General features: G+C 57.1%; 21 protein-coding genes and 2 pseudogenes. 11 read left to right on the top strand and 12 right to left on the bottom strand.

Annotated elements, in window-relative coordinates:
- The first annotated feature begins 74 nt into the window (after positions 1-74).
- The 5 genes from HFK74_RS07365 (at position 75) to HFK74_RS07345 (ending at position 5,816) form a co-directional block, all read left to right on the top strand.
- Positions 75-1,301 carry an MFS transporter gene (locus HFK74_RS07365; RefSeq protein WP_180202944.1) on the top strand — a complete coding sequence of 409 codons (1,227 nt, stop codon included), beginning with the start codon at positions 75-77 and terminating at the stop codon, positions 1,299-1,301.
- 97 nt (positions 1,302-1,398) lie between these two features.
- A complete protein-coding gene (locus tag HFK74_RS07360) occupies positions 1,399-2,745 on the top strand; it encodes a carbohydrate porin (protein ID WP_180202943.1) in 1,347 nt (448 codons plus the stop codon).
- 9 nt (positions 2,746-2,754) lie between these two features.
- Positions 2,755-3,960, top strand: a complete 1,206-nt coding sequence (locus HFK74_RS07355; protein ID WP_180202942.1) for a multidrug effflux MFS transporter — start codon at positions 2,755-2,757, stop codon at positions 3,958-3,960.
- A 39-nt stretch (positions 3,961-3,999) separates the two neighbouring features.
- Positions 4,000-4,983 (top strand): fumarylacetoacetate hydrolase family protein, encoded by a 984-nt coding sequence (locus HFK74_RS07350; protein ID WP_180202941.1) that lies wholly within the window; start codon positions 4,000-4,002, stop codon positions 4,981-4,983.
- A gap of 44 nt (positions 4,984-5,027) precedes the next feature.
- Positions 5,028-5,816, top strand: coding sequence for a cyclase family protein (locus HFK74_RS07345; RefSeq protein ID WP_180202940.1), 789 nt, complete (start codon positions 5,028-5,030; stop codon positions 5,814-5,816).
- A 54-nt stretch (positions 5,817-5,870) separates the two neighbouring features.
- On the opposite strand, the pseudogene HFK74_RS33090 reads toward HFK74_RS07345, so the two are convergent.
- Positions 5,871-6,152: pseudogene (locus HFK74_RS33090) on the bottom strand (hypothetical protein); the annotation flags it as partial.
- A gap of 252 nt (positions 6,153-6,404) precedes the next feature.
- Here HFK74_RS33090 and HFK74_RS07340 point away from each other — a divergent pair.
- Together HFK74_RS07340 and HFK74_RS07335 are read left to right on the top strand one after the other, a co-directional pair.
- Positions 6,405-7,568 (top strand): MFS transporter, encoded by a 1,164-nt coding sequence (locus HFK74_RS07340; protein ID WP_180203307.1) that lies wholly within the window; start codon positions 6,405-6,407, stop codon positions 7,566-7,568.
- Positions 7,561-8,202: an alpha/beta hydrolase gene (locus HFK74_RS07335; protein ID WP_180203306.1), complete on the top strand. Its 642-nt coding sequence runs from the start codon at positions 7,561-7,563 to the stop codon at positions 8,200-8,202. The genes HFK74_RS07340 and HFK74_RS07335 overlap by 8 nt, the downstream gene beginning before the upstream one ends.
- Positions 8,203-8,561: 359 nt before the next feature.
- Here the strand turns inward: HFK74_RS07335 and HFK74_RS07330 are convergent, their stop codons facing one another.
- From HFK74_RS07330 to HFK74_RS07290, 9 genes are all read right to left on the bottom strand, one after another.
- The gene (locus HFK74_RS07330; RefSeq protein ID WP_180202939.1) at positions 8,562-9,170 is read right to left on the bottom strand and encodes a TetR/AcrR family transcriptional regulator; all 609 of its coding nucleotides are present in this window, start codon (positions 9,168-9,170) and stop codon (positions 8,562-8,564) included.
- Positions 9,171-9,335: 165 nt separating this feature from the next.
- The gene (locus tag HFK74_RS07325; RefSeq protein ID WP_180202938.1) at positions 9,336-10,160 is read right to left on the bottom strand and encodes a CoA ester lyase; all 825 of its coding nucleotides are present in this window, start codon (positions 10,158-10,160) and stop codon (positions 9,336-9,338) included.
- Positions 10,157-10,999 (bottom strand): MaoC family dehydratase N-terminal domain-containing protein, encoded by an 843-nt coding sequence (locus HFK74_RS07320; protein ID WP_180202937.1) that lies wholly within the window; start codon positions 10,997-10,999, stop codon positions 10,157-10,159. Before HFK74_RS07320 ends, HFK74_RS07325 begins: the two co-directional genes overlap by 4 nt.
- Before the next feature lie 19 nt (positions 11,000-11,018).
- Positions 11,019-11,948, bottom strand: coding sequence for an electron transfer flavoprotein subunit alpha/FixB family protein (locus HFK74_RS07315; protein WP_180202936.1), 930 nt, complete (start codon positions 11,946-11,948; stop codon positions 11,019-11,021).
- A complete protein-coding gene (locus tag HFK74_RS07310; RefSeq protein ID WP_180202935.1) occupies positions 11,948-12,697 on the bottom strand; it encodes an electron transfer flavoprotein subunit beta/FixA family protein in 750 nt (249 codons plus the stop codon). Before HFK74_RS07310 ends, HFK74_RS07315 begins: the two co-directional genes overlap by 1 nt.
- Positions 12,698-12,746: 49 nt before the next feature.
- A complete protein-coding gene (locus HFK74_RS07305) occupies positions 12,747-13,949 on the bottom strand; it encodes a CaiB/BaiF CoA-transferase family protein (RefSeq protein ID WP_180202934.1) in 1,203 nt (400 codons plus the stop codon).
- 61 nt (positions 13,950-14,010) lie between these two features.
- On the bottom strand, positions 14,011-15,174 hold the full coding sequence (locus HFK74_RS07300) for an acyl-CoA dehydrogenase family protein (protein ID WP_180202933.1): 1,164 nt from the start codon (positions 15,172-15,174) through the stop codon (positions 14,011-14,013).
- 69 nt (positions 15,175-15,243) lie between these two features.
- The gene (locus HFK74_RS07295; protein WP_180202932.1) at positions 15,244-15,840 is read right to left on the bottom strand and encodes a thiamine pyrophosphate-dependent enzyme; all 597 of its coding nucleotides are present in this window, start codon (positions 15,838-15,840) and stop codon (positions 15,244-15,246) included.
- A complete protein-coding gene (locus HFK74_RS07290) occupies positions 15,828-16,358 on the bottom strand; it encodes a thiamine pyrophosphate-binding protein (protein WP_027593331.1) in 531 nt (176 codons plus the stop codon). Before HFK74_RS07290 ends, HFK74_RS07295 begins: the two co-directional genes overlap by 13 nt.
- A gap of 411 nt (positions 16,359-16,769) precedes the next feature.
- Between HFK74_RS07290 and HFK74_RS07285 the strand changes: the two genes are divergently transcribed.
- Positions 16,770-18,059: a dicarboxylate/amino acid:cation symporter gene (locus HFK74_RS07285; protein WP_180202931.1), complete on the top strand. Its 1,290-nt coding sequence runs from the start codon at positions 16,770-16,772 to the stop codon at positions 18,057-18,059.
- 38 nt (positions 18,060-18,097) lie between these two features.
- Here the strand turns inward: HFK74_RS07285 and HFK74_RS07280 are convergent.
- A pseudogene (locus HFK74_RS07280) lies at positions 18,098-18,992 on the bottom strand (LysR family transcriptional regulator).
- 99 nt (positions 18,993-19,091) lie between these two features.
- Between HFK74_RS07280 and HFK74_RS07275 the strand changes: the two are divergent.
- Positions 19,092-19,769 carry a nitroreductase gene (locus HFK74_RS07275; RefSeq protein WP_180202930.1) on the top strand — a complete coding sequence of 226 codons (678 nt, stop codon included), beginning with the start codon at positions 19,092-19,094 and terminating at the stop codon, positions 19,767-19,769.
- Positions 19,770-19,852: 83 nt separating this feature from the next.
- Here HFK74_RS07275 and HFK74_RS07270 read toward each other — a convergent pair whose 3' ends face one another.
- Positions 19,853-21,214 carry an MFS family transporter gene (locus HFK74_RS07270; RefSeq protein WP_180202929.1) on the bottom strand — a complete coding sequence of 454 codons (1,362 nt, stop codon included), beginning with the start codon at positions 21,212-21,214 and terminating at the stop codon, positions 19,853-19,855.
- A gap of 356 nt (positions 21,215-21,570) precedes the next feature.
- On the opposite strand from HFK74_RS07270, the gene HFK74_RS07265 reads away from it, so the two are divergent.
- Positions 21,571-22,494, top strand: coding sequence for a LysR family transcriptional regulator (locus HFK74_RS07265; protein WP_180202928.1), 924 nt, complete (start codon positions 21,571-21,573; stop codon positions 22,492-22,494).
- A 784-nt stretch (positions 22,495-23,278) separates the two neighbouring features.
- Positions 23,279-24,646: an MFS family transporter gene (locus HFK74_RS07260; RefSeq protein ID WP_180202927.1), complete on the top strand. Its 1,368-nt coding sequence runs from the start codon at positions 23,279-23,281 to the stop codon at positions 24,644-24,646.
- Positions 24,647-24,668: the final 22 nt, after the last annotated feature.

Below are 24,668 nucleotides of genomic sequence, written 5' to 3'. Positions count from 1 at the left end.
TCAGCTTCAGGTTTTGCGTGTCATCCAAATTACAAAAACAATAGGGCGCCTCAAGCGGCGTCGAGGAGTAGACCATGTCAAATGTTGAGTCTCTGGCCCCTCTACCATTCCCAGAGAATCACGAAGCACGTCAAGCTGGTGCGTTGCAGGCGCTGATCTTGGTGTTCACTACGCAATTGCCGATCATGGGGCTGTTGTCTCTCGTTCCCATTATTCCGATATTGATCCAGCAATTCGGGCAGCATCCAGATGCAAAGTTCCTGATCCCATTGATGATCACTGCGCCCAGCGTCTGTATCGCGTTGCTTTCGCCGATGGCAGGATTTCTCGCCGATCGACTAGGGCGCCGACGCCTGTTGCTAGGGGCTGTGCTGGGCTATGGGGTTTGTGGTTTCGCACCGTTTTTCCTGGAGGACCTGGTAGGCATTATCGCCAGTCGTTTTTGCCTGGGAATTACGGAAGCAATCATTATGACAGTCGCAAACACACTCATGGGGGACTTCTATCCGCCTGAGCCCCGTCGCAAGTGGTTAGCGGTGCAGAGCGCAGTGGGCTCGTTGTCGGGCACTGCGCTGTTGTTCGTCGGCGGGATTCTCGGCGGCTACGGCTGGCAAGGACCGTTCTTGCTCTACCTGTTGGCGTTCCCGATATTTGCACTGCTGATGATTTTCACATGGGAACCAGTGTCCCACCGTGAGCCTTCAGGTGTCGTTGGCAACGAGCGCTTCCCGGTGCGGCAAATGGGCATCATCGCCTCGGTCACGCTGTTCTGTGCAGTGCTGTATTACGTTGAAGTGCTACAGGTCAGCCAGGTATTCCATCTTCTCGGTTTGACCAACACGGCAGATATCGGCATGGCTGGCGCTATCGCCGGGCTGGGTGTGCCCCTGGGCGCGGTACTGTTCGCGAAACTGTCGAAACAGGACATCCATGTGCATGTGGTCATGGTGTTGACGCTGTTTGCCATAGGCCTGATCGGTCTTGGCCAAGCCGGCAGTGTGCCTTGGGCTGTTGCTGCCGCGCTTGTCGCGCAGGTGGGTTGCGGCATGTTGATCCCGGCCTTGATCAACTGGTGCCTGGGGAGCCTGAGTGCTCAGTACCGCGGGCGTGGGGTCGGCATCTGGACGGGCGCGTTCTTCATCGGCCAATTCATCAGCCCGTTCACTGTCACCTTGCTGGCGTCTGCGCTTGGCGGCCTGGCGGCGGCAATCGTTGCGCTGGGTGGGGTTTCGTTGGTCGCGTTACTGGTTGTCTGGCTTATCCCACGAAACGTGCGCCAGCCGTCCACTCAAACAAGCTGATTAAAACCTTATGACTCCACTGCCTGGAAACAGGCAGCGGAAGCACGTGCGCGCCTGAAAAACTTTATCTATTCGAAAACAAGAAAAGGATGGAACGATGCAGTCCTCGAAGATGCTGCTTGCCTTGCTGTGTGTTGCAACTTGTCCTGTGGCCTTTGCGGCTACGCCGATGGCGGCCGAGAGCCGCGGCCCGGGTAACCTACCGCAAAGCGCCCTGCCTGTCGCAGATGATGACTGTCGGACCTATGCCAAATACATACCTCGCACCGAAGCGGTGTTGCATCAAACCCAACCCTGCGACACGATTGCCCCTGAGCTGTTCGGCCTGCGCCAGACGCTGGCCGAAAACGGGATGGGATTGGCGATCAACGTCCAGCCGAATTACCGTTATGACGTCCTCGGCCATAATGAAAAACCGCAGTTGTATAACGGTCAGAATCCAACCTACCGCCAGTCCACATCTTTCAAGTTGACTTACGACCTGACACGCATGGGTTGGGGCGGCGATGCACAGTTTGTACTGGGAGGTACGTGGGAGTCTGGCAGTTACAAGTCGGGTAACCCCAACTTTGCCACTATGTCCAGTTTTGCCGTCAATCAGCGTTTCTACGACGGCCGACTGGAACTTCAATACGGCTACTACAACCTGATCCGTGAATACTACGGCATGGTCCTGGGCGGTAACTCCTCAGCGGCGGCACTGGGCCCGACCAGTGTGATTCCGGTGCAGGTGGGTTTGTCGTTGTTTACCCCAAGCCCGGCGCTCACCGTCGGTATCAAGGACTCCAGCAAGCGTTGGTACAACCGCGCGTCTGTGGCGCGCAGCGCCAGCCCAAATCGCTTCCAGTATGACCTTGATGAGAACCCGAGCGGTTTTGAAATCAAGGTGAAGGGTTCGCGCGCACTGCTGGTGGACGAGATCGGCTACAAGATCGATGCGGGGGCTGAACGGCGTGCATTCTGGGCAAGGGCAGGGGCCATCTACAACACCAGTCACTACAGTGACTTTCGAAACGGCGGTATGACCGACGACAATTATGGTGCGTATGCAGCCGTTACACATCAACTGACACAACCGAACAAGTCCGGGCCTCGCGGCTTGTACCTCGATGCCAAGATCAACTACGCGCCGGAAGACCGCAACCTCTACACCAAGGACTTCCAGCTCACCACTTTCTACATCGGGCCGTTCGAGAGTCGCCAGCGCGACATGGCGTCTATCGGTTTCACCCGCAGCTACTTCAGCAAGTACGCACACGATGCGGTTGAAGCAGGCGGGGGCGACGCCGAGCGCACCTCTACTGCTCTGTCCGTGTCCTATGCGGCGCAGGTGACCCGTGGTCTGTATTGGGTAAACGGGCTGACCTATCAGGAGGGGCCGTCCTTCGCGCCTGCGCGCGATGACGCATTGATCTTTCAAACGGGTCTCAATCTGACGTTCTGAGGAGTCTGAATGAAGTTCACCCACATCCTGCTGTTGGCCGGGCTGAGCATGCTCGGCCCGCTTGGCATCGATATGTACCTGCCTGCGATGCCGACCATCAGCGAGAAATTAGGCGTTGCGAACTGGGTCATCCAGCTTTCGCTCAGCACTTATCTGGTCGGGCTGGCAGCAATGATGTTGGTGTACGGAGCGCTTTCTGATCGCCTTGGCCGGCGGCCGGTGCTGTTATGGTCCACGGCAGCGTTCAGCCTCTGTTCACTGGCCGTGGCGTGTTCGGCGAATGCGGAACAACTGCTGTTTTTTCGCATCTTGCAGGGCCTTTCTGCGGGCGCCGGTGGCGTCGTCGGGCGGGCAATGATTCAGGACTCGCTGCAAGGCGCAGCGGCTATGCGCGCGATGTCGCAGGTGATCATGGCGTTCGTGCTAGCACCTGCCATCGCGCCGCTGATCGGTGGCTACCTTCTGGATGCACTTGGATGGAGATCAGTGTTCGTGGCGCAGTTCGTGTTCGGTGCCGTCCTGTTTATCTGGGCGCAGCTGCAGCTTGGCGAAACGCTGAAACAGGAGCAACGCGCGCGGCTTAGCTTGCGCGCCATGGGCGCAAGCTACCTGACAGTTGCCAAGGACGTGCAGTATCAGGCCATGGTGCTGGCCGGCAGTCTGACGTTTATGGTGTTCTCACTCTACATCGGCGCAGCCGCCTGGTTTGTTCTGCAAGTACTAGCCCTGCAGATTACCCAGTTCGGCTGGGTGTTCATGCCATTGGTGGCAGGGGCAATGCTCGGCGCCACAGTCAGTGCGCGGCAGGCTTCGCGCTGGTCGCGCAGCAGGCAGCTGAAAGTGGGTTATGCGCTGATGCTGAGTGCCAGTGCCTGCAATGGCGTGTACTTCATTTTCGCCGACACGCCCGAGGTGCCATTCGCCGTGATGGCGCTTGGGCTGACGAGCTTCGGTTTTGCCCTGCTCAACCCGTGTATCTGCTTGATGGCGGTCGAGCGCCATCCCGGTTGCAGAGGCATGGCCAATTCGCTGCTGTCGTTCGAGCAGACGCTGTTTTTTGCCGCGGTCACGGCATTCTTGTGTCCCGCCCTGGCGCCGAGCGCGACGGCATTGGCGGCGGCACTGTTCTTCGCCGTGCTGCTGAGCGGCTACGTCACGGTGCGTTCGGGTGCGCTACGACGGCCTACCGAACGAGTACCTGCGACCCCCTCATGACAAATCAACCTTTTTTCAAATGACAGGGAGTTCCTTGCAATGAAACTGGCAACTCTACGAGATGGCAGCCGCGACGGCTGTCTGCACCTGATTTCTCAAGACCTCAGGTTCATGGTTAGCGCTGCGGATATCGCCCCTACGCTTCAAGCGGCCATAGACCGCTGGAACGTCGTCAGCCCTGCGATGCAGGCACGCTACCAAGCCCTCAATGCGGGCCTTCTGGATGAGGCCCTGTCTTTTGACACGCACAACGCTATGGCGCCGCTGCCTCGGGCCTGGCAATGGCTGGACGGGTCGTGTTTTCTCAATCATGCCGATCTGATGCAACGCGCCTACAAGCTCGACCCAATCGATGGCATTCAGTCGATTCCGTTGATGTACCAAGGGGCAGGGGATCACTTCCTGGGGGCCACGGAAGACGTGGCGCTGCCGAATGATGCTCACGGCATCGACTTCGAAGGCGAGTTTGGCGTAGTGGTTGATGACGTGCCCATGGGCTGTTCGGCCGAACAGGCACTCGGCCATATCCGCCTTCTGGTCCAGCTCAACGACATGAGTTTACGTGCGCTAGGACCAAGGGAGATGAAGACCGGTTTCGGTTTCGTGCAGGCCAAGTCGTCCTCAAGCTTCGCGCCGGTGGCGGTGACACCTGACGAGCTCGGGGAGGCCTGGCGCGAAGGGCGGGTCCACTTGCCGCTGAGCGTCGAATGGAACGGCAACTGGTTCGGCCATCCTCACGGTGGCGCGATGAACTTCGGCTTTCATGAGTTGATCGCTCATGCAGCGCTGACTCGCCGGTTAAGTGCGGGTACGGTGCTGGGCTCCGGTACCGTGTCCAATGTCGATCGCAGTGTCGGCTCCGCCTGCATCGCCGAGCGCCGCGCCATCGAGATGATCGAGCGCGGCGCCGCGCAGACTCCGTTCATGCGCTTCGGTGACCGGGTGCGCATGGAAGCACGTGGCCTGGACGGCCAAGCCCTGTTCGGCGCGATCGATCAACAGGTGGTACACGCCAGTAACTGACTTATCGCTGGCAACACTAACCCGCTTATTCAAGGACTCGCCGCATGAAGCTTACAGGCAAACGCCGCCTCGTCGACCTCTCCGTGACATTGGACAACAACCCGTACACTGACCCTCTGCCGTTGCTGCCGCGTATCGACTACATGGACCATCAGCAAGGATGGCCAGAGATGGCGGCGATGTTCCCTGGTCTTACCCTCGATCAGTTACCAGGCAAAGAGTCATGGGCGGCGGAGCGGTTGACCATAACCACGCATAGTGGCACCCATATGGATGCACCTTGGCACTATGCCTCGACTACCGACGGCGGCAAGCCGGCTTTCGGCATTGATGAGTTGCCCTTGGACTGGTGCTTGCAGCCGGGAGTGAAACTGGATTTTCGCCATTTGCCGGATGGGCATGTAGTAACCGCGGCGCAAGTCGAGGCCGAGCTGCAGCGTATTAAGCATGACCTGCAGCCACTGGAGATCGTACTGGTCAATACCCGGGCAGGTGAGCTGTTTGGACAGCCTGGTTATCTTGACGCTGGTGTAGGCATTGGGCGCGAGGCTACGCTCTACCTGCTGGATCGAGGAGTCAAGGTGGTTGGCACCGATGCCTGGAGCTGGGATGCGCCGTTCAAGTACACCCGCGAACGGTTTGCTGAAAGCGGTGATCCCTCGCTAATCTGGGAAGGGCATAAGGCCGGCCGGGACATTGGTTATGGTCAGATGGAAAAACTGGCAAATCTTGCGACGTTGCCGGCCAATGGCTTTCTCGTGTCGTGCTTCCCCTACAAGATCAAGCATGCTTCGGCAGGTTTTGTCCGTGCGGTGGCAATTTTCGAACAGTAGTGATCGGGCCTAGTAAAAAGGCCGCGGGTAAGTAGAAAGGGCCAAGTCTGGAGTTCAGACTTGGCCCTTTCTACTTACCGTCGATCTATGTTTAGGTGGTGGTCCACCCGGGGCCAATTTCTCTTGGTAACTGAACAAGAAGTACTGCGACTTGTCCGCGACACGCAGCGACTCGCGTGGATCCCATTCGTCATCATGCAAGTCCATATCCGCGTCGTACTCCACGTGGCAGCCCAGCGGACTGTTGAAGTACCAGAACCAATTCGACCACAGTTAATGACGGCCCTGCCCCCAGAACGACTAACATCCCTTCTTAACGAAACGGCTGAGGGCGACGCTTGGGCTGTATCAAAGCCCAAGCGCAAACCGCCGCTAATCCTGCTCCAGGCCAGGACATAGCTGATATGCCCCAGACTATATAGCAGCGTAAGTCCGCGCTCTTTAAACTGTCAGCTCACGTGGGGCGCGACCATCGCGGCGCGCCTCGACGGAACAACCTGTGCCAGCGATATCTACTGTTTTACTGAAGGTTAATCCGTGCACGTCGATGCTCGTCTTCCCGGTACAACCGGTGTCTTTTGCCTGGGCCTGTTGCAAATACTGGTCTGGGGCGGTTCATTCTTCCTGTTGGCGGTCATGGGCGAGCCGATCATGCGCGATACCGGCTGGGGTAGCCAGTGGGTGTATGGCGCACTGTCGCTGAGCCTCATGGTCTCGGCGTTGCTCGCACCGCTCTCCAGCCGCCTGGTTTCGCAGTATGGCGGCCGTGTTCAACTGGCGAGCAGTGGCGCGATCGTCGCCACTGGCCTATTGGTGATGGCCTGGAGCCAGACGCTGCCCGTGTTTTTGTTCGCCTGGGTGGTGATTGGGGTCGGGATGGCAGCAGGCCTCTACGAGGCGCTGTTTTCCACGCTCGGTGCGCTCTATGCCGAGCGCGCCGGTAAAGCGATCACCGGTATTACTCTGATTTCCGGATTTGCGACGACGGTGTCCTGGCCCGTGGTGGCACTGGCTATCGAACAGGTGGGCTGGCGTGCGGCCTGTGCCGCCTATGCCTGTGTGCTGCTCATCGTGGTGGCGCCATTGTACCTCTGGGTGCTTCCTCGCGGAGGTCGCTTGCAGCAGCGTCAGCGCACGGCAGAGTTGGAGGCATGCGGAGTGGACAGGCGCATGTATCAGCTCCTGACCTGGATCTTCGCTCTGGGGGCCATCATCATGACTGCCATTTCCGTGCAGTTGGTGGCTGTCTTGCAAGGGCTCGGCTATTCACTGGCCGCTTCGATTGCACTGGCTACTCTGCTGGGGCCCAGCCAAGTGGCCTCACGTGTCTTGCAGATGCTTGCCAGCAAGCGCCATCCCATCTGGACCGCGCTGGTGTCCGTTGTACTGGTCGCCGTCGGTATGCTGCTGGTCGCGGCAGCGCCTGGCGCTGCGGCCTTGGGGCTCTTGCTTTATGGACTTGGCAATGGTTTACGGGCGATTGTGCGGGGGTTGTTGCCGCTGGCGATGATGCCTGCATCCCAATACGTTGCACTGATGGGCAAAATGTCCCGTCCGTCCTTGATTGGCCAAGCCTTGACGCCCTTGGTAGGTGGCTACCTGATGCAGCATTTCGGTGCTTACGGTGTGCTGGTTGCGTTATGCAGCCTGGCGTTGATCAATGTGGTTTTGGTGGGGTTGGTGCTCCGGACTCTGCAAACCATTACTGATGCTGCCTCAAACAGTCTGGCACAGAGAAGCGATGATGACTGAAGATAGACGCGTCGAGCGCATGATCGACGGGCCTGCTGGCCAAATCCAATTGATTGTCGATGAACCCTCAGCGCCTGCGAAGGGGGTGGTAGTGATCAGCCACCCTCAACCACTGCTAGGTGGCAGCCCCCAGCACATTGTGCCGGTGACGATAGCGCGCAAACTGGTCGCCGAAAGCTGGACGACGGTACGCCCCTGCTTTCGCGGTGTAGGCAAGACGACGGGGCCGCATGATGAGGGCGTCGGTGAGTGCGAGGATAGCCTAGCTGTTGTCGAGTACATTAAGCGTCAGTATCCGGATATACCGGTTGCGCTGGTAGGGTTCTCCTTTGGCGCCCATGTGTTTGCGCGTGCAGCCTGTGCTCTGCAAGGCTCATTGCGAGCGGTTGTGTTGCTCGGATTGCCCATTGGCCATGTTCCTGGGGGCAGGTATTACGCACCCGTTGCCATACCGCAGGACTGCCTGCTGCTCCATGGAGAACAGGACGAGATGGCGCCTTTGGAAAACCTGTTGGAGTGGGCTCGACCAGATCGACGCCCCGTGGTGGTGTATCCGGGAACCAATCACTTTTTTAAAGGATGCCTGGCCGAAGTCGCTGCACAGGTATCGAGGCATCTGAATTTTCCGGGTTGACGCCCCATTTCATGAAGTTACAGCCATAGCGTTCGGCATATCTGTTAGGCCCGAATCTCATCCTTTGCTTGTGCTTGAGAGTGTTGTGGGGCTTTACCACACCGCAGGCGTTACCCGTGAAGTTAGACAGCGTATGGGGCTGTAGACTGCGCAGAAAATCATTGATGTTCTGGGTGGGCGGAAAGGGCTGCGTATGGTCAATCCAGAAGTCTTTCCACGTTTCCTTCAACGGCTACGGGCATCGGTTCACAGCACACAACTTATCGCACGATAGCCTATGTGGGCCTGATGACCTAGTCATACTCGGCAGGGTCATCAAACCTGACGAAGCGTTGCAAAGCGCTCCCAACACAATTGAGTCATTCAGGGCCTTCACAATCGCTTGAACCTGCGGCGCAGGGCGCCGACAGCAGCGCCAGGCTCATCTGCGTAATCCATGCTTCGATCCATACTTCATCGACCGGGATCGGACGATGCCGCATGCCATCTGCGGTCTCGACCAAGGCCAGGATTGCCTCGACCGTCCCTGCTGGATCCTGAACGTAGAAATGCCCTATTAGCTGGCCTTGCTCAATGATAGTGAGCAAGGGTGCCTGAGAGCAGGCCAGTGCCTGTTCCAGCCATTTACGCTTGCTAGGCTCTATATGCCTCGACTCGTGACGTAGCATCGTCACTTCAAAGGGGTGTGAGCGTTGACGCGCCAGCAAGAACCGCAGGTAACCGCGCAAGTCGCGGCTGTAAGCGCCTTGTTGCCATGCCGCAAGGCGTTGAGTAAGAGTGTCTAGCAAAACATCCAGCAGCAGGTCCTGCTTACTGGCCACGTGGTGATACAAGCTCCCAGCCTGAATGCCTGCCCGCGCGGCCAGCTTGCGCATGCTCATGGCGCCATAGCCGACTTCGGCCATCAAGTCACGGGCCGCACAAAGCAACCGTTCAGGACTTCGCAAAACTTGAGTGGTGTCACGCATAAGCCGGGAGCCTGGATAATGCACGCAACATCCGACACAACACTCGGCGGCAGCGTCTTGGGTTAAGTCTCATAGCAATCGAACTCAGCTGCAACAGAAAGAAAAACCCTGGGCAGGCGGCTGTGTCCGTCAGAACAGTAGCAGCCTGCCCAGGGGCAGACTCGACTAGTCGGCTTGGCCAGCAACTTGCAAAATGGCGCGAGCCCGAAGGATTACCGGAGCATCGACCATCTGGCCATCCAGGGTGAACACTCCGGCACCACTCTCGGCACCGGCGACAACACGCCGTGCCCAATCAAGTTCGGAAGCCGAGGGCTTCAGGGCGCGGTGAATGACATCGACTTGGTTGGGGTGAATACACAACGCACCGCCAAAGCCCATATCGCGTGCGAACTGGACATGCCGATGGAGGCCGTCGACATCCTGAATGGCTGGATAAACACCATCAAGAGGAGGGGCAAGGCCGCCAGCGCGACTGTGGAGCAAGACTGCATAACGCGCGTGCGCCAAAACCTGTTCAGCTGCCTCGCTGGCTGTGCGCAGATTGAGATCCAGGCCCAGATCGAGGCTACCGAATGACAGGCGCTCAACGCCTGGGCAATTGACCAGCGAAGGGAGGGCAACCAGTCCGCGGGCGCTCTCAATGATTGGCCAAACAGGCTTTCCTGTGGCGTGAGCGAGCTGGATCTGTTCCGCCGTTTCGGCCTTTGGCAGCAGAATGCCGCTGACTCCCGCAAAACGCTTGCACAGGGCAAGATCGGCTTCATGCGCCCAATGCCCTGGTGCATTGACACGCACCAGCACATTGGCCAACGGATTATTTGTGAGGAAGTCACGCAGGTTGTCCCGTGCTTGTTCCTTTGCAGTTTCTTCGACAGCATCCTCCAGATCGACGATGACGCGATCAGCGCAGCTGGCCAATGCCTTGGCAATGCGTTCAGGGCGACTGGCAGGCACAAACAGAGCGGAGCGAACGATGGTCGAGTTCATCGGGCATTCTCCCCACTGAATTCGACTTCACCCACTTGCGCCATTCCGGCCTCAGCGGTTGCCCAAAGCTGCGCCTTGCCACTTTCCAGGAGGCGCCCACCAACTTCGAAGGTATCAGGTGAAATCAAAGGTCGCAGGCCGCGGAAGCTGAAGCGACGCACGCGTGCGGCCGGGTTAGCGCGCTGGAAGGCACGCAAGTTGAGCGTTGCAATCAACGGTCCATGCACGACCAACCCTGGATATCCTTCGGTTTCGGTCACATACGGCCAGTCGTAATGGATGCGGTGGCCGTTGAAGGTCGCGGCCGAATACCGGAATAACAGCGTCGCGTTCGGCGCCACAGTTTCTTGCCAACTGGCGGTCGGAGCTGGGTCTGTACCGCCTAACTTGGGTGGGGTAGGTTCGCGGTAAACGATGTCTTGCTCTTCGATCAGCACATTACGACCATCCTGGACGTATTCATGTTTGACCGTGACGAACAGCAGCGAACCTGTGCGCCCATGTTTTTCTTCAACGTTGAGAATGGTGGAGCGGCGGGATACTTGCGCCTCTACCCGTAGCGAGCCCAAAAACTCGATGCGACTGCCTGCCCACATACGGTTGCGATTGTCCGCCGGCGGGAGAAAACCACCGCGCGCTGGGTGCCCATCGGTACCCAGCCCGGCAGCATCGACCGGTTCCTGGAAAAATGCCCAGTGCCAGAGAAGCGGCAGCGGATCGTCAGGGCAAGGTGAGGGTTCACTCAAAGTGGCAGCCAGACGCTTGACCAGGTTATGAGAAATGCGGTCTTGGGTGGTTTCGCTGCGGCCAATCCAGCTACTGAGGTCCTGTGTTGTCATTGTGGTTGTCCTCAAGGTTTCAAATATGAGTGGCGAGTTCGGGAACGGCTTCGAACAGGTCGGCGACCAGGCCGTAGTCGGCGACCTGGAAGATCGGCGCTTCCTCGTCCTTGTTGATCGCGACGATCACTTTGGAGTCTTTCATGCCGGCCAGGTGCTGGATCGCGCCGGAGATACCTACGGCGATGTACAGTTGCGGCGCAACGATCTTGCCGGTCTGGCCGACCTGCATGTCGTTGGGCACGAAGCCTGCGTCGACCGCAGCGCGCGAGGCGCCGACGGCGGCGCCGAGCTTGTCGGCTAGGTTGTACAGGTGCTTGAAGTTGTCACCGTTGCCCATGCCGCGGCCGCCGGAAACGACGATCTTCGCAGCGGTCAGCTCCGGCCGATCGGACGCAGCCAGTTCTTCGCCTACAAAGGACGACAGATGCAAATCCGTACCGCCTTTCAGTGCCTCGATCATTGCGCCACCGCCAGTGCCCTGTACGGCATCGAACCCGGTGCTGCGCACCGTGATGACTTTGACCGCTGCACTGGATTGCACTGTGGCAATGGCATTACCCGCGTAGATTGGCCGCTTGAAGGTGTCGGGGGCTTCGACCGCGATGATTTCGGAGATCTGGTCCACATCCAGCAAAGCGGCCACGCGTGGCAGAATATTCTTGCCATTACTCGTTGCCGGCGCCAGAACATGAGTGAAGTCACGGCCCAGGTTGGCTAGCAGCGAAGCGATGTTTTCTGGTAACTGGTGCGCATAAGCGACATCGTCGGCAATTAATATCTTGCTGATACCTGGAATCTCTGCGGCGGCAAATGCCACGCCGGAAACATCATGGCCCGCCACCACTATCACGATCTCACCACCAATCTGCTGTGCAGCAGCGACCGTGTTGAGCGTGGCGCTGGCCAGCGTGTGATTGTCGTGTTCTGCTACTACCAGAATGGCCATCAGATTACCTTCGCTTCGTTTTTCAGTTTCTCGACCAGTTCGGCCACCGATTTGACCTTGATGCCCGCACTACGTGCAGCCGGCGCTTCGACTCTCAGGGTCTTGTTGGTGGAGGAGAGCGATACGCCCAGCGCATCCGGAGTCAGCGTCTCCAGCGGCTTCTTCTTGGCCTTCATGATGTTCGGCAGCGATGCGTAGCGCGGCTCGTTCAGGCGCAGGTCGGTGGTGACGATCGCCGGCATTTTCAGGGCAACGGTCTGCAGGCCGCCATCGATTTCACGGGTGACATTCAGCTTGTCGCCAGCGACTTCGACCTTGGAGGCGAAGGTGCCCTGGGCGTAGCCGGTCAGCGCGGCCAGCATCTGGCCGGTCTGATTGTTGTCACTGTCGATGGCCTGCTTGCCGAGGATGACCAGCTGCGGTTGCTCTTTATCGACAACAGCCTTGAGCGCCTTGGCCACGGCCAGGGAGTTCAGTTCATCGGCGGCCTCGACCAGGATGGCACGATCGGCACCCAGCGCCAGCGCAGTACGCAGCTGTTCCTGGGCAGTGGTCGGGCCGACGGAGACGACCACGATCTCGCTCGCCACGCCCTTTTCTTTCAGTCGTACGGCTTCTTCCACGGCGATTTCGCAGAAAGGGTTCATGGACATCTTGACGTTCGCAAGGTCGACGCCCGTATTGTCCGCTTTGACGCGAACCTTGACGTTGTAGTCGACTACTCGCTTTATTGCGACCAGCACTTTCATGGGCTGTGTTACTCCCTATTACTCTTCGGCAGCAGCTTAAAAAAAGGGGTCAGATGACCCCACAAGTGCGCAGTTCTTGAATACGTTCGGCAGACATGCCTAGTTGGGCGAGGATGCGCTCACTGTGCTCGCCCAAGGCTGGTACTGGGTCCATGCGTGGGCTGAAAGCATTGCTGCTCGCCGGGGGAAGCAAGCTTGGAATGCTGCCGCTCGCGGTCTCCACGTTCCGCCAGCGCTCGCGCGCCTGAAGTTGTGGGTGTTCCCACACACCTTGCATATCATTGACCCGGGCATTGGCAATGCTTGCGCCGTCAAGGCGCGCAATCACAGTATTGAAATCGAGACTGGCGAAGGCCTCGACGATCAGCGCCCGCAATTGTTCGCGGTTTTCCACGCGTTTGAAGTTGGCAGAAAACCGATCGTCGTCAGCCAGCGTGGGAGTTTGCAGGACCTGTTCGCAGAACAAACGCCATTCGCGCTCGTTCTGAAGCCCGAGCATCACCGTGTTGCCGTCACCGGTGGGGAAGGGGCCATAGGGATAAATGGTGGCATGGGCAGCACCTGCACGTGGAGGCGGCGGAGCTCCATCATAAGCATAGTAGAGCGGATAATTCATCCACTCCACCAAGCTCTCAAGCATGGACACGTCGACATGGCTGCCTTTACCGGTCTTGCCGCGCAGAATCAGGGCGGACAATACGCCGGTGTAGGCGTACATGCCCGCGGCGATGTCGGCGATTGAGTTGCCTGCCTTTGCCATCTGATCGTCGCCGGGGCCTCCTGTTACCGACAGGAAACCGCCTTCGCTCTGGATCAGAAGGTCATAGGCTTTCTTTTGCTCATACGGCCCTCCCGCACCATAACCTGAGATGTCACAGACGATCAGTTTTGGAAAGCGCTCATGCAGTGCTTCGAACGATAGGCCCAGACGCGCAGCGGCCCCCGGCGCCAGATTCTGTACCAGCACGTCGGCCTGCTCCAGCAACTGGTCGAGTATGTCACCAGCGATGTCCTGCTTTAGGTCCAGTGACAGGCTTTCTTTGGAGCGGTTCGTCCATACGAAGTGCGAGGCCAAGCCATTTACGCGCTGGTCATAACCACGGGCAAAGTCGCCGACACCCGGACGTTCGACTTTTATCACCCGCGCGCCGAGGTCGGCCAGTTGACGGGTGCAGAAGGGGGCGGCGATAGCGTGTTCAAGGCTGATGACGGTGATGCCGTCGAGCGGACGGATACCTGTGAGCTGGCTCATGGCTTTTATCTCTTTTGTCATGGCATGCCCTTGCCGTCTTGGTGACAAGGGCCGACTTCGGTCAGAAGGAGCGTGGCAGTTCCAGCAGGTGCTCGGCCACATACGACAGGATCAGGTTGGTGGAAATTGGGGCTACCTGGTACAGACGGGTCTCACGGAACTTGCGCTCGACGTCGTATTCATTGGCAAAACCGAAACCACCGTGGGTTTGCAGGCAGGCGTTGGCCGCTTCCCAACTTGCTTTGGCTGCAAGGTACTTGGCCATGTTGGCAGCGGCACCAGCATTGCGGCCGCTGTCGTATTCTTCGCAGGCGCGCCAGCGCATGAGGTCGGCCGCTTCGATCTCGATATGTGCTTCGGCAATCGGGAACTGCACGCCCTGGTTCTGCCCGATGGGACGGCCGAATACCACGCGATCGCGGGCATATTGGCTGGCTTTTTCGACGAACCAGCGACCATCACCGATGCATTCTGCGGCGATCAGCGTGCGCTCGGCGTTGAGGCCGTCGAGGATGTAGCGGAAACCTTTGCCTTCTTCGCCAATCAGGCTGCTGGCAGGGATTTCGAGGTTGTCGAAGAACAGTTCGTTGGTTTCATGGTTGACCATGTTGGCAATCGGCTGCACAGTCAGACCGTTGCCAATGGCCTCGCGCAGATCGACCAGGAAGATCGACATGCCTTCGGACTTTTTCTTCACCTCGGCCAGCGGCGTGGTGCGGGCCAGCAGGATCATTAGGTCAGAGTGCTGAATGCGCGAGATCCACACTTTCTGCCCGTTGATGACATACTTGTCACCCTTGCGTACCGCAGTGGTCTTGATTTTGGTGGTATCGGTGCCTGTGGTGGGCTCGGTAACACCCATGGACTGCAAGCGCAGTTCGCCACTCGCCAACTTAGGCAAGTAGTGGCTCTTTTGCTCCTCACTGCCGTTACGCAATAGGGTGAACATGTTGTACATCTGGCCGTGGATGGTGCCGGAGTTACCGCCGCAACGGTTGACTTCCTCAAGGATCACTGAGGCCTCGGCCAGACCCAGGCCGGAACCACCGTACTCTTCAGGGATCATCGCCGACAGCCAGCCGGCGTCCGTCATGGCTTTGACGAAGGCTTCAGGAAACCCCTTCTCCTCATCGATCTTGCGCCAGTACTCGGCAGGGAAGTCACCACACAAGGCGCGAACACCTTCGCGGATGGCATTGAGTTCTTCGTTTTCGTAGTCGCTCATTATTGTTCTCCAAGCGGTGCAAGCTGGCAGCCTTGTCGTGGCTCGGTTGCCAGCCCACACCAAACACAGTCAAAGAGGCTGGAAGCCCAGGGCAGCACGGAAACGGTTCTTGATGTAATGACCGTCACGCGGCGGCAACACCCTCGGGGGGTTCTCTGCCTTGATTTTCACAGTTGCAAGCTTTACGCCTTCACGCGTAGCGAAGCGCTCGCGCAGGTCATGTACGCCTTCCATTTCGCGAATTTCGCTCGTCCAGCTGAAGCCGCAGGTCTGCGCGACCTGGTCGAGCTTGATACCGAAGCCAGCATGGCTGACCTGCATACCGGTTTCGCCGAAATGGCCGTTGTCCAGTACCACAATGGTCAAGTTGGCAGGCTTCTGCAGGGAGACAGTAGCCAGGGCACCGAAGCCCATCAGCAACTCCCCGTCGCCGGTGATGACCACTACCGACTTGTCTGGCTGAGCATTTGCCAGCCCAAGGCCAACGGTGATGGCACTGCCCATGGCCGCCCAGAGGTAATAGTTGCCGTCGTGATCACCGGCAGCCATCACGTCGTAGGACGCGGAGCCGAGGCCTGTCACCACCAGCACGTCCTTACGATCGGCGAGCAGGGTGCGTACCACCTCACGGCGGCACAGCGTGTGGTTAGCGCTTACTTCACCCATTTCTTTTCTCCGATCAGGCGCTGGCCGAGCAGCAGGGCAGTGGCAGAATCGCCGTTGAACGCCATGGTGGCGGCGCCGTGGAGCAGCGGTGCCACGTCTTCGGGCACGTCTGCACGCCAGGTCATCACTTTCATCAACTGCAGGGAAGCTTCGGTAGCTTGACCCATCGGATTCTGCCAGGCATTGAATTCAGCCCAGTCGCCACGCATGGTCACAACCATCAGCAGTGGGAATCCGGCGCAGTTCTGAAGTGCCAATGTGTTGATGCAGTTACCCACACCACTGGACTGCATCAGCAGCGCGCCACGCTCGCCACCGAGCCAGGCGCCAGCCAGATAGCCAATGCCTTCTTCCTCAGTGGTAAGCACTACGGCCTTGATATCAGGATCCTGATAGGACATGCGGATGGCGGCCGAGTGGCCAGCGTCCGGGACGAATACGACATGCTTGACGTCGTGGGCCTTGAGGACGCGGAACACGTCTTCTTGCCAGCTTTGTTCAGCTTCTTGCGATGACATGGTTGTCTCCAGTGCTGCTCTTGTTTTGCCTCATCATGAAGCGAGCTTGCGAAAGCGACGACTACCATTTTTCACTTTTAGATATGCCGTATTGATATACCTCGGCGGACGTCGTGGGTGACTCGCGAGGTATCACGAAATCAGATAGCTGCTAGGCCACAACTGCGCTTAATCAAGCTGACCAACTGCGCTAGCGTGATCATTCGGTTTCCCTGCAGATACCGCGCTGGACCCACAACAATAAAATATGAGGGCACCACAATGTTTGATCGCGTACTTCGCTGGCTTTCGCCTCCCGCTGTACTGCAGTTCCCCTCTAAATGCCCCTGCGGGCAACTTGCTCTTGCCTACCTCGTTCCGTAATCGCCGCTCACGCGGTGATCACGTTTATTACTCGATTACAGGTGGTCCATGAAATATCGTTTACCGCTGGCGGGCTGGATCCTGCTGGCCATGCTGCTGGGTGTACTGATCGGCTACAGCATTTTCCTCAATGCGCCTGACAAGGCGACCGCGACTGAGATAGCCAGTTATATCTCGATCGTCTCCGATGTATTCCTGCGCCTGATCAAAATGCTGATTGGACCATTGGTCTTCTCCACTTTGGTGGTTGGCATTGCGCATATGGGCGATGCGGGTTCGGTCGGTCGGGTTTTCGGCAAAGCCATGCTGTGGTTCCTGACTGCATCTCTGTTGTCCCTGGCCGTTGGCCTGATGATGGCCAATATCCTCCAGCCGGGGCAGCACTTGGCCCTGCCACTGCCCGATGTCAATGCCACCACGTCCCTGCAGACCTCAGCCTTCACCCTCAAAGGCTTTGTCACTCATCTGGTGCCAAGATCGTTCGCCGAAGCGCTGGCGACCAATGAGATCCTGCAGATCGTGGTTTTCTCCATGTTCTTTGGTGTTGCGCTGGCGGCATTGGGAGAAAAAGCCAAAGGGCTGGTGCGGCTTACCGATGAGCTGGCGCAGGCCATGCTGACGATCACCGGTTATGTGATGAAGCTGGCACCGTTGGCGGTGATGGCCGCGATGGCATCGACTGTTGCGATCAACGGCCTGTCGATTCTGGTGACGTTTGCCGTGTTCATGCGCGACTTCTATATCGGCCTGTCGCTGCTCTGGTGCCTGCTGATACTGGCAGGTGCGATGTTCCTGGGGCGCAGGGTATTCTCTTTGCTGCGTTTGATCAAAGAAGCCTTCCTGCTGGCGTTTGCTACAGCCAGTTCGGAGTCAGCGTATCCGAAGTTGTTGGCAGCGCTGGATCGCTTCGGCGTTTCACGGAAGATATCGAGCTTCGTCATGCCAATGGGCTATTCATTCAACCTTGATGGTTCGATGATGTACTGCACCTTTGCCGTTCTGTTCATTGCCCAGGCATATGGCATAGAGATGTCGCTCGGAACACAGATACTCATGTTGCTAACGCTGATGCTGACGTCCAAAGGGCTCGCCGGCGTACCGCGCGCTTCGCTGGTAGTCATCGCTGCAACGCTGGTGCAGTTCGACATCCCCGAAGCCGGCCTCCTGCTCATCCTTGGGATCGACACGTTTCTGGACATGGGCAGATCTGCTACCAACGCGGTTGGTAACTCGATTGCTACAGCAGTGGTTGCCAAGTGGGAAGGCGAACTGTCGGAAGAGCCTGTCGACGCTTTGGTCACCGAGCCTTTTCAGATCAATGAGCGCGTAGTTGGATAGAAGGGTTGATGGCCGTTCCCATGGGGGGGCGGCCTGCCTCAACCGAAACGCTCAACAGCAGCATCAATGAACCGGCGGACCTTCAGCCGTAGCCGGTCGGCAGGGTAAAGCAGGCTCATGGGCTTGGACGGGCCATCGAAGCCCGGCAGCAGTGGCACCAGCGCACCATTCGCCAGTGCCGGCGCAATGAGGTCATCGGCAGCTAGAAGAATGCCAAAGCCACACAAGGCAACGCTCAACTGAACTCCCGCATCATTCACACGCAAACGGCTGCCCACACTCACCGGGTAGGCCACGCCATTGCGGGTGAATATCCACTGTTTGTCCATTACTCGCTCCCAGAATACGTAGCCCAAGCAAACGTGTTCGGCGAGGTCTGCTGGCGTTCGAGGCGTGCCGTTTGCACGCAGGTAAGCGGGGGGCGGCGCAAGCGACAAGACGATAGGGGCGTAGTGAGCGCATGACCAGGCTACTGCTGGTGTAGACCTTGGGTTCACCAATGCGGAAAGCGACCTCAATGCCGTCAGCGATCAGGTCGACAAATCGATCGGTAAGATCCAGGTCGATCGAGACCAGCGGATGTGCATTCAAAAAGCCGGTCACAAAGGGCACCAGGCTCTGCCCGCCGAAATTTTGCGGTGCACTGACTTTCAATGCGCCGGCCGGCTGGCCACGGGTTTCCAGCACGATGGCATCGGCCGCTTTGGCTTAGGCCAGGACGGCGATACAACGGTCGAAGTAAGCTCGGCCGATTTCGGTTAGGTTTTGGCGGCGAGTGGTCCTGTTGAGCAGTCGTACCTGAAGGTGCGCTTCCAGATCCGCGATATAGCGCGCGACCATCTGCGGCGACATCTCCAGGCGGTTAGCCGCTGCCGCGAAAGAACCGGCTTCACAAGTGGCGACGAATACTTCCATGGCACGCAAACGGTTCATGATTCGCAATTTTGAGTTTCGAATGCCGCAACCATGCGTGGGTTTTTCCTATTCAAATGAGCGAATGGGCTAGCATTTTTTTCTTCAGGAGGCCCACTCGTGATTACCCCAGCCGATTTTCAGGAACTCGTGCGTACGCGCCGGGTAGCTCGACAATTTCTCCCCACGCCAGTCGACAGTGAACTGCTTGTCGCGCTTTTGTTGGATGCGCAGCACAGCCCATCAAACTGCAATACGCAGCCTTGGGTTGTCCATATTGTCAGCGGCGCTGCGCGCGACTTGCTCAGCAACGCGCTTCCCGCCGCTGATGAGCGTGGTGATCTCACGCCTGATTTTGAGTTCGATATGCAGTCCTACACGGGCGTCCATGCGCAACGCGCCCAATTCAGCGGTCGTGCATGCTATGAAGCGATCAATGTGGCTCGCGATGATCAGCAGGGGAGGCTCGCGGCTATGCAGCACAACCTGAGCTTCTTCGATGCACCCCACGTGGCGTTGCTTTTCATGCCACACATTCATGATTACGTGCGCAGCGCCAGTGATGTTGGTATGTATGCACAGACGTTTCTGCTGTCATTGCATGCACGGGGCTTGGCTGGTATTCCGCAAACCCTGCTGGGCCTGTACGCCCGGACAATACGCGAGGTACTGGGCATTCGGGAGGAGATGAAACTCATGTTCGGTATATCTTTCGGCTATGCAGACCCCCAATCGCTTGCCAACTTTGTAGCGGTTGGTAGAGCGCCACTGAGTGAGAGCGTGATTCAGCACTGTTGATTCGGGGCTGATGTCGAACAAGGCTGACAGCCTGGGAGCTGCCAGCCTCGCTTTATACTAAGTACAGGCGGCGCTTATCAATTCTAAGCGGCCTGCATTTTACTGCGCGGCGTACCGGTGTTCTCTTCGATCTTGCCATCGCCGCTGATGTAGCCATGACGAGTCAGATTGGGCATGAGCATCGACGCGATGAAGGTCACGCAGAGCACTGCCGCGACGTAGAAGAAGAAATAATCTTCCACCCCTTGGGACCTGAACGAAAGCGCAACATATTCTGCAGTGCCTCCAAATGCTGCGTTGCCAACGGCATAAGGAAATCCAACGCCCAGTGCGCGCACGGCAGGCGGGAAAAGTTCGGCTTTGACGATACCTGCGATCGGCGTATACAGCGAAGCGATCACCAAACCGGCGAATACCAGGGCAAAGGCTACAAAAGGATTATGCGAGCCTTTGATAGCAAACAGCAGTGGGATAACCAGTAGAACGCCCAGGCTTGAAAACAGCAGCATGTGTGTCTTGATGCCGAGTCGATCAGCCAGTAAGCCAAACAAAGGCTGACAGATCATGAATCCGATCAATGCCGAGGTCATGATAAAACTCACCGTCTCAGCATCGAAACCTGCGGAAATGACGAGGAATTTTTGCATATAGGTGGTGAAGGTATAGAAGTACAGTGAGCCGCCAATGGTGAAGGCAATTACCAAGGCTACCGCACGCTTGTGCTTGAACATCCCTCGCAACGATCCAGCGCCTTCACGGTGCATGTCTTTCTTAGACGCGGTTTCGTGCATCGACCGGCGCAGATACACCACGACGATGGCACTGACCGCGCCGATGAAGAACGGAATGCGCCAGCCCCATTCGCGTAGCTGCTCATCACTGAGCGTCTGTTGCAGGATAACGACGGTGAACAGCGCCAGCAATTGACCTGCGATAATCGTGAAATACTGGAACGAGCCATAGAAGCAGCGCCGTCCGGGTGTTGCGATTTCGCTGATGTAGGTGGCGCCGGTACCGTATTCGGCACCTACGGACAATCCCTGAATCAAGCGTGCTGCGACCAGCATGATCGGTGCAGCAATGCCCACCGTTTCATAGGTGGGCATCACCGCAATCAACAGCGACCCGCCGCACATCATGAACACAGAAATGATCATTGAGAACTTGCGGCCGCGAGTGTCAGCCAGCCAGCCAAAGATCCATCCTCCCAGCGGGCGCATGAAGAAGCCAACGGCAAATACTCCGGCGGTTGCCAGCAACTGGGTCGTAGTGTCTCCCTTGGGGAAAAACGAAGCAGCGAAGTAGATCGCGGTGTACGCATAAATGAAGAAATCGTACCACTCAACGAGGTTGCCCGAGCAAGCGCCCATGATCGCCCTGACGCGATTAGGTTGCTTGGAGTTGGCATCATTCAGAGCGGTGTCGACGTGAGCTGGAATTGGCATGGCAGTCTACCTCTGGCAAAGCGAGAGACATCACGAAGCGAAACTGCGCTCCGTGCACGGCGATAGGGGGGGGGTCAGAGACTCAGCGAAGCCGCTGATATCACTTGGGCTACTAAGATTGAGATCGCGTGTTGCCAAGAGGGGGTGGGAAGGCGAGTAGCATGATGAAGTCCTCTAGTCTTATTTTTGTGAGGAGTCGCATAAGAGATGCGGCCTAGCTTTCAAGCTACTCCAGACTGAGCACTTCAATAAGGGCTATTGGCGTCTATCTGATATGCTGAAATGCTATAGCTGGTCGCGAGTGGGCTCTTTAGACTGCCTACAGCTTCCCACCTCTCATTCATTATGGTCAGCCTATGGACGTCGTACAGCTCAAAACACTCATTCATGTTGCTGAGCTCGGCAGTCTCAGCAAGGCCTCTGATCGCCTGCATATCGCCCAACCGGCACTGAGTCGCCAAATACGTCAGTTGGAAAAGGAACTGGGCGTTTATCTGTTTGAACGTCATGGTCGCGGCATGATCATCACGGAAGCAGGAAGTGGGGTTTTGCAACATGCTACCCGCATCATGGATGAGCTTGATGCGATTCGCAGTTCGGTCTCCGGTGCTCAAGGTTCTTTCCGTGGGGCAGTCGCGATCGGTACCACGCCTACCATCGCCGAGATCATGACGGTGCGCCTCGTGAAGCGCATTCGAGAAGAAAATCCCGATTTATCAATCCGCGTATCTTCTGCATTCAGCGGCTATCTACTCGACTGGATTCAGCGTGGCGAACTGGAGTTGGCTGTTTCCTACGATTTAGAGCCTTTGCATACCCTGCGCATCGTGCCTGTCATGATGGAAAATCTTGTCTTGGTTGGGCCGCCCAGAGCAGGTCTGAAAATGGATCAAGCGGTCAACTTCTCAACCCTGGCCCATGAGCATATGGTGCTGCCTAGCCCGCGGCACGGTTTGCGCAAGATCATGGACCGTTGCGCTGCCGATGTCGGTTTCAAGTTTGTTACCAACGTTGAGGCAGACTCCTTTGGTGCAATGATAGACCTCGTCCGGAATGACTTTGGCCTAACCGCGCTGCCACTGGCGTCAATCTACGGCCATCTTCAGAGCGGTACGCTTTGCGCTGCGCCTTTGGTAGAGCCCACCCCTATGCGGAAGTTGGTGATGGTGTCCCCGGCCGACAGAAAGGTCAGCCAGGGCACGCGCTATGTTGGTGAAACCTTTGTGGACTTGGCGTCGGAGTTGGTAGAGCAGGGGATTTGGGCTGGCCATATGCTATGAGCAAGAAATAACCACGTATACCATGTTAGGCAAGAGCGATGACATGTAGGCCTTCTGTGTTGCCAAGACCTTCCAACTGACGCAACTCGGAAACCCAGCCGGTAAGCATTTGAGCTTTTCACAAAGGTGAATTGATCACCGCCCGATCGAATCACGCTGAGTGGCCTCGGCTGTTCGAAAGCAGGGTTTACGACATGACTTCGCTGGGCTTCCCCACTCGTTCCAGGGGGGGGGCGCGCGATAGCATCGGTAAATGCCTAACAACTGTCTACGCGCACGGTGTAACCAGAGGCATCTACTGGATCAATAGGTTGACGTACCAGAATCACCCGACCATCGAGCCCATGCGCGGCGGCGAGTTCCTGATGCAGGCCAGGGTTACCTGAATTTCCGTATTGAGATTCCTGTTGTCGTCACCGCACTGAACTCAATGATGGGGTGGCTTGCTTCAGCCCAGTACCTCACGAATTGGGGGGAGGGCATCTTGACGGCTGCAAGGTACCACATGAGACGCGATGCTACGCAAAGACAGCTATTCAATTCAGGCATAGCAGTTAGAGCTTGTTCGCTCTAGCGTGCGTAGGGACTTGAAGCGTAGTGTAGATAAAGAATAAAAGTCGGTTTCCCTTGATTGACTTATAAAACAATATATCTGCAAAGGTGTCCAAAGATGTTCGTTTTATTACCTCATGTGATCTCAGATCGTGGTTTTTGCTCTTATCACTTTCAGGCTACTGATCGTCATAACTTTCTGTCTTGTGCTTGTCATTGACTGGAGTCTGAAGTGAATACTAAGAACAATACAGCGTCGCCTGATATTCAAAATCTAACAAATCGCCAACGTATCCGTGCCATTCTAGGCGCTTGCTCAGGTAACTTGGTTGAGTGGTATGACTTCTTTATCTATGCCTATACATCGATCTATTTCGCTGCGCTATTCTTTCCGAAAGGTGATCAAACAACACAGCTATTAGCAACTGCTGGCATTTTTGCTGTCGGCTTCTTCATGCGCCCTTTGGGTGGTTGGATATTTGGCTATCTCGCAGATACACGGGGACGTCGTTTTTCGATGATCATCTCTGTGTTCCTGATGTGTGGTGGCTCATTAATGATCGCCGTGTTGCCTACATACGAAACCATCGGCATGGCGGCGCCCGTGCTCTTGCTGATCGCACGCTTGATGCAGGGGCTTTCGGTCGGTGCTGAATACGGTACTGGTGCTACCTACATCAGTGAAATATCCCGCAAAGGTAAGCGGTGCTTCTTTGGGTCGTTCCAGTACTTCACGATCATCGCCGGGCAGCTCCTGGCGCTGTTGACCATTGTTGTCCTGCAGAACCTGCTGCCGCTGGATGATCTTAACGCTTGGGGCTGGCGTATTCCGTTCCTGATCGGCGCGGTGAGTGCGCTGGTGGTCGTGTACCTGCGCCGATCCATGCTAGAAACCGGGAACACTAAAGGCGGCACGCACAAAGAAGCGGGTTCTATCAAGGCACTGATGCGCCACAAGAAGGCCATTCTGCTCACGATGGCCATCACTGCTGGGTGCTCGCTGCACTTCTACACATTCTCCACTTACATGCAAAAGTACCTGGTTGTGTCGGCTGGTTTCGAGCCTTCCACCGTGAGTTTCATTATGACGGCAGCCCTGATTGTCTTCATGTGCCTGCAACCAGTTTTTGGAATGATGGCCGACCGGATTGGCGCGCGAAACAGCATGATTGCGTTCGGCTTGCTGTCCAGTATTTTTGTCGTTCCTCTGCTGACTGGCCTAAAAAACGTTTCTAGCCCGTACGAAGCTTTCGCATTGGTGATGGGTGGCCTGTTGATTGCTGCGTTTTACACACCTGTGACAGGCGTATTGAAAGCTGACCTTTATCCTGCAACGGTTCGGGCATTAGGCGTAGGCTTGCCATATGCGATAGGTAATGCATTGTGCGGTGGTACCGCAGAATATGCGGCTCTAATACTCAGAGGGGCAGGTGTTGAATCTTACTTCTACTACTATGTGGCAGTAATGAGCGCATTGACGCTGCTGGCGGCTGTTCTGATGCCCGACTTGCGAAAACATGGTTATCTGGATGGTTCTGGTGCAGTGGAACAAAATACCGGGTGGCATTCGAAAACCACATATTCGGATGCCCGCAGCTGATTCAGGTCTCCTTGTCTGAAAC

The organism is Pseudomonas sp. SbOxS1 (assembly GCF_013416725.1).
GTDB lineage: Bacteria > Pseudomonadota > Gammaproteobacteria > Pseudomonadales > Pseudomonadaceae > Aquipseudomonas.
This window is presented reverse-complemented; position numbering and strand designations above follow the sequence as displayed.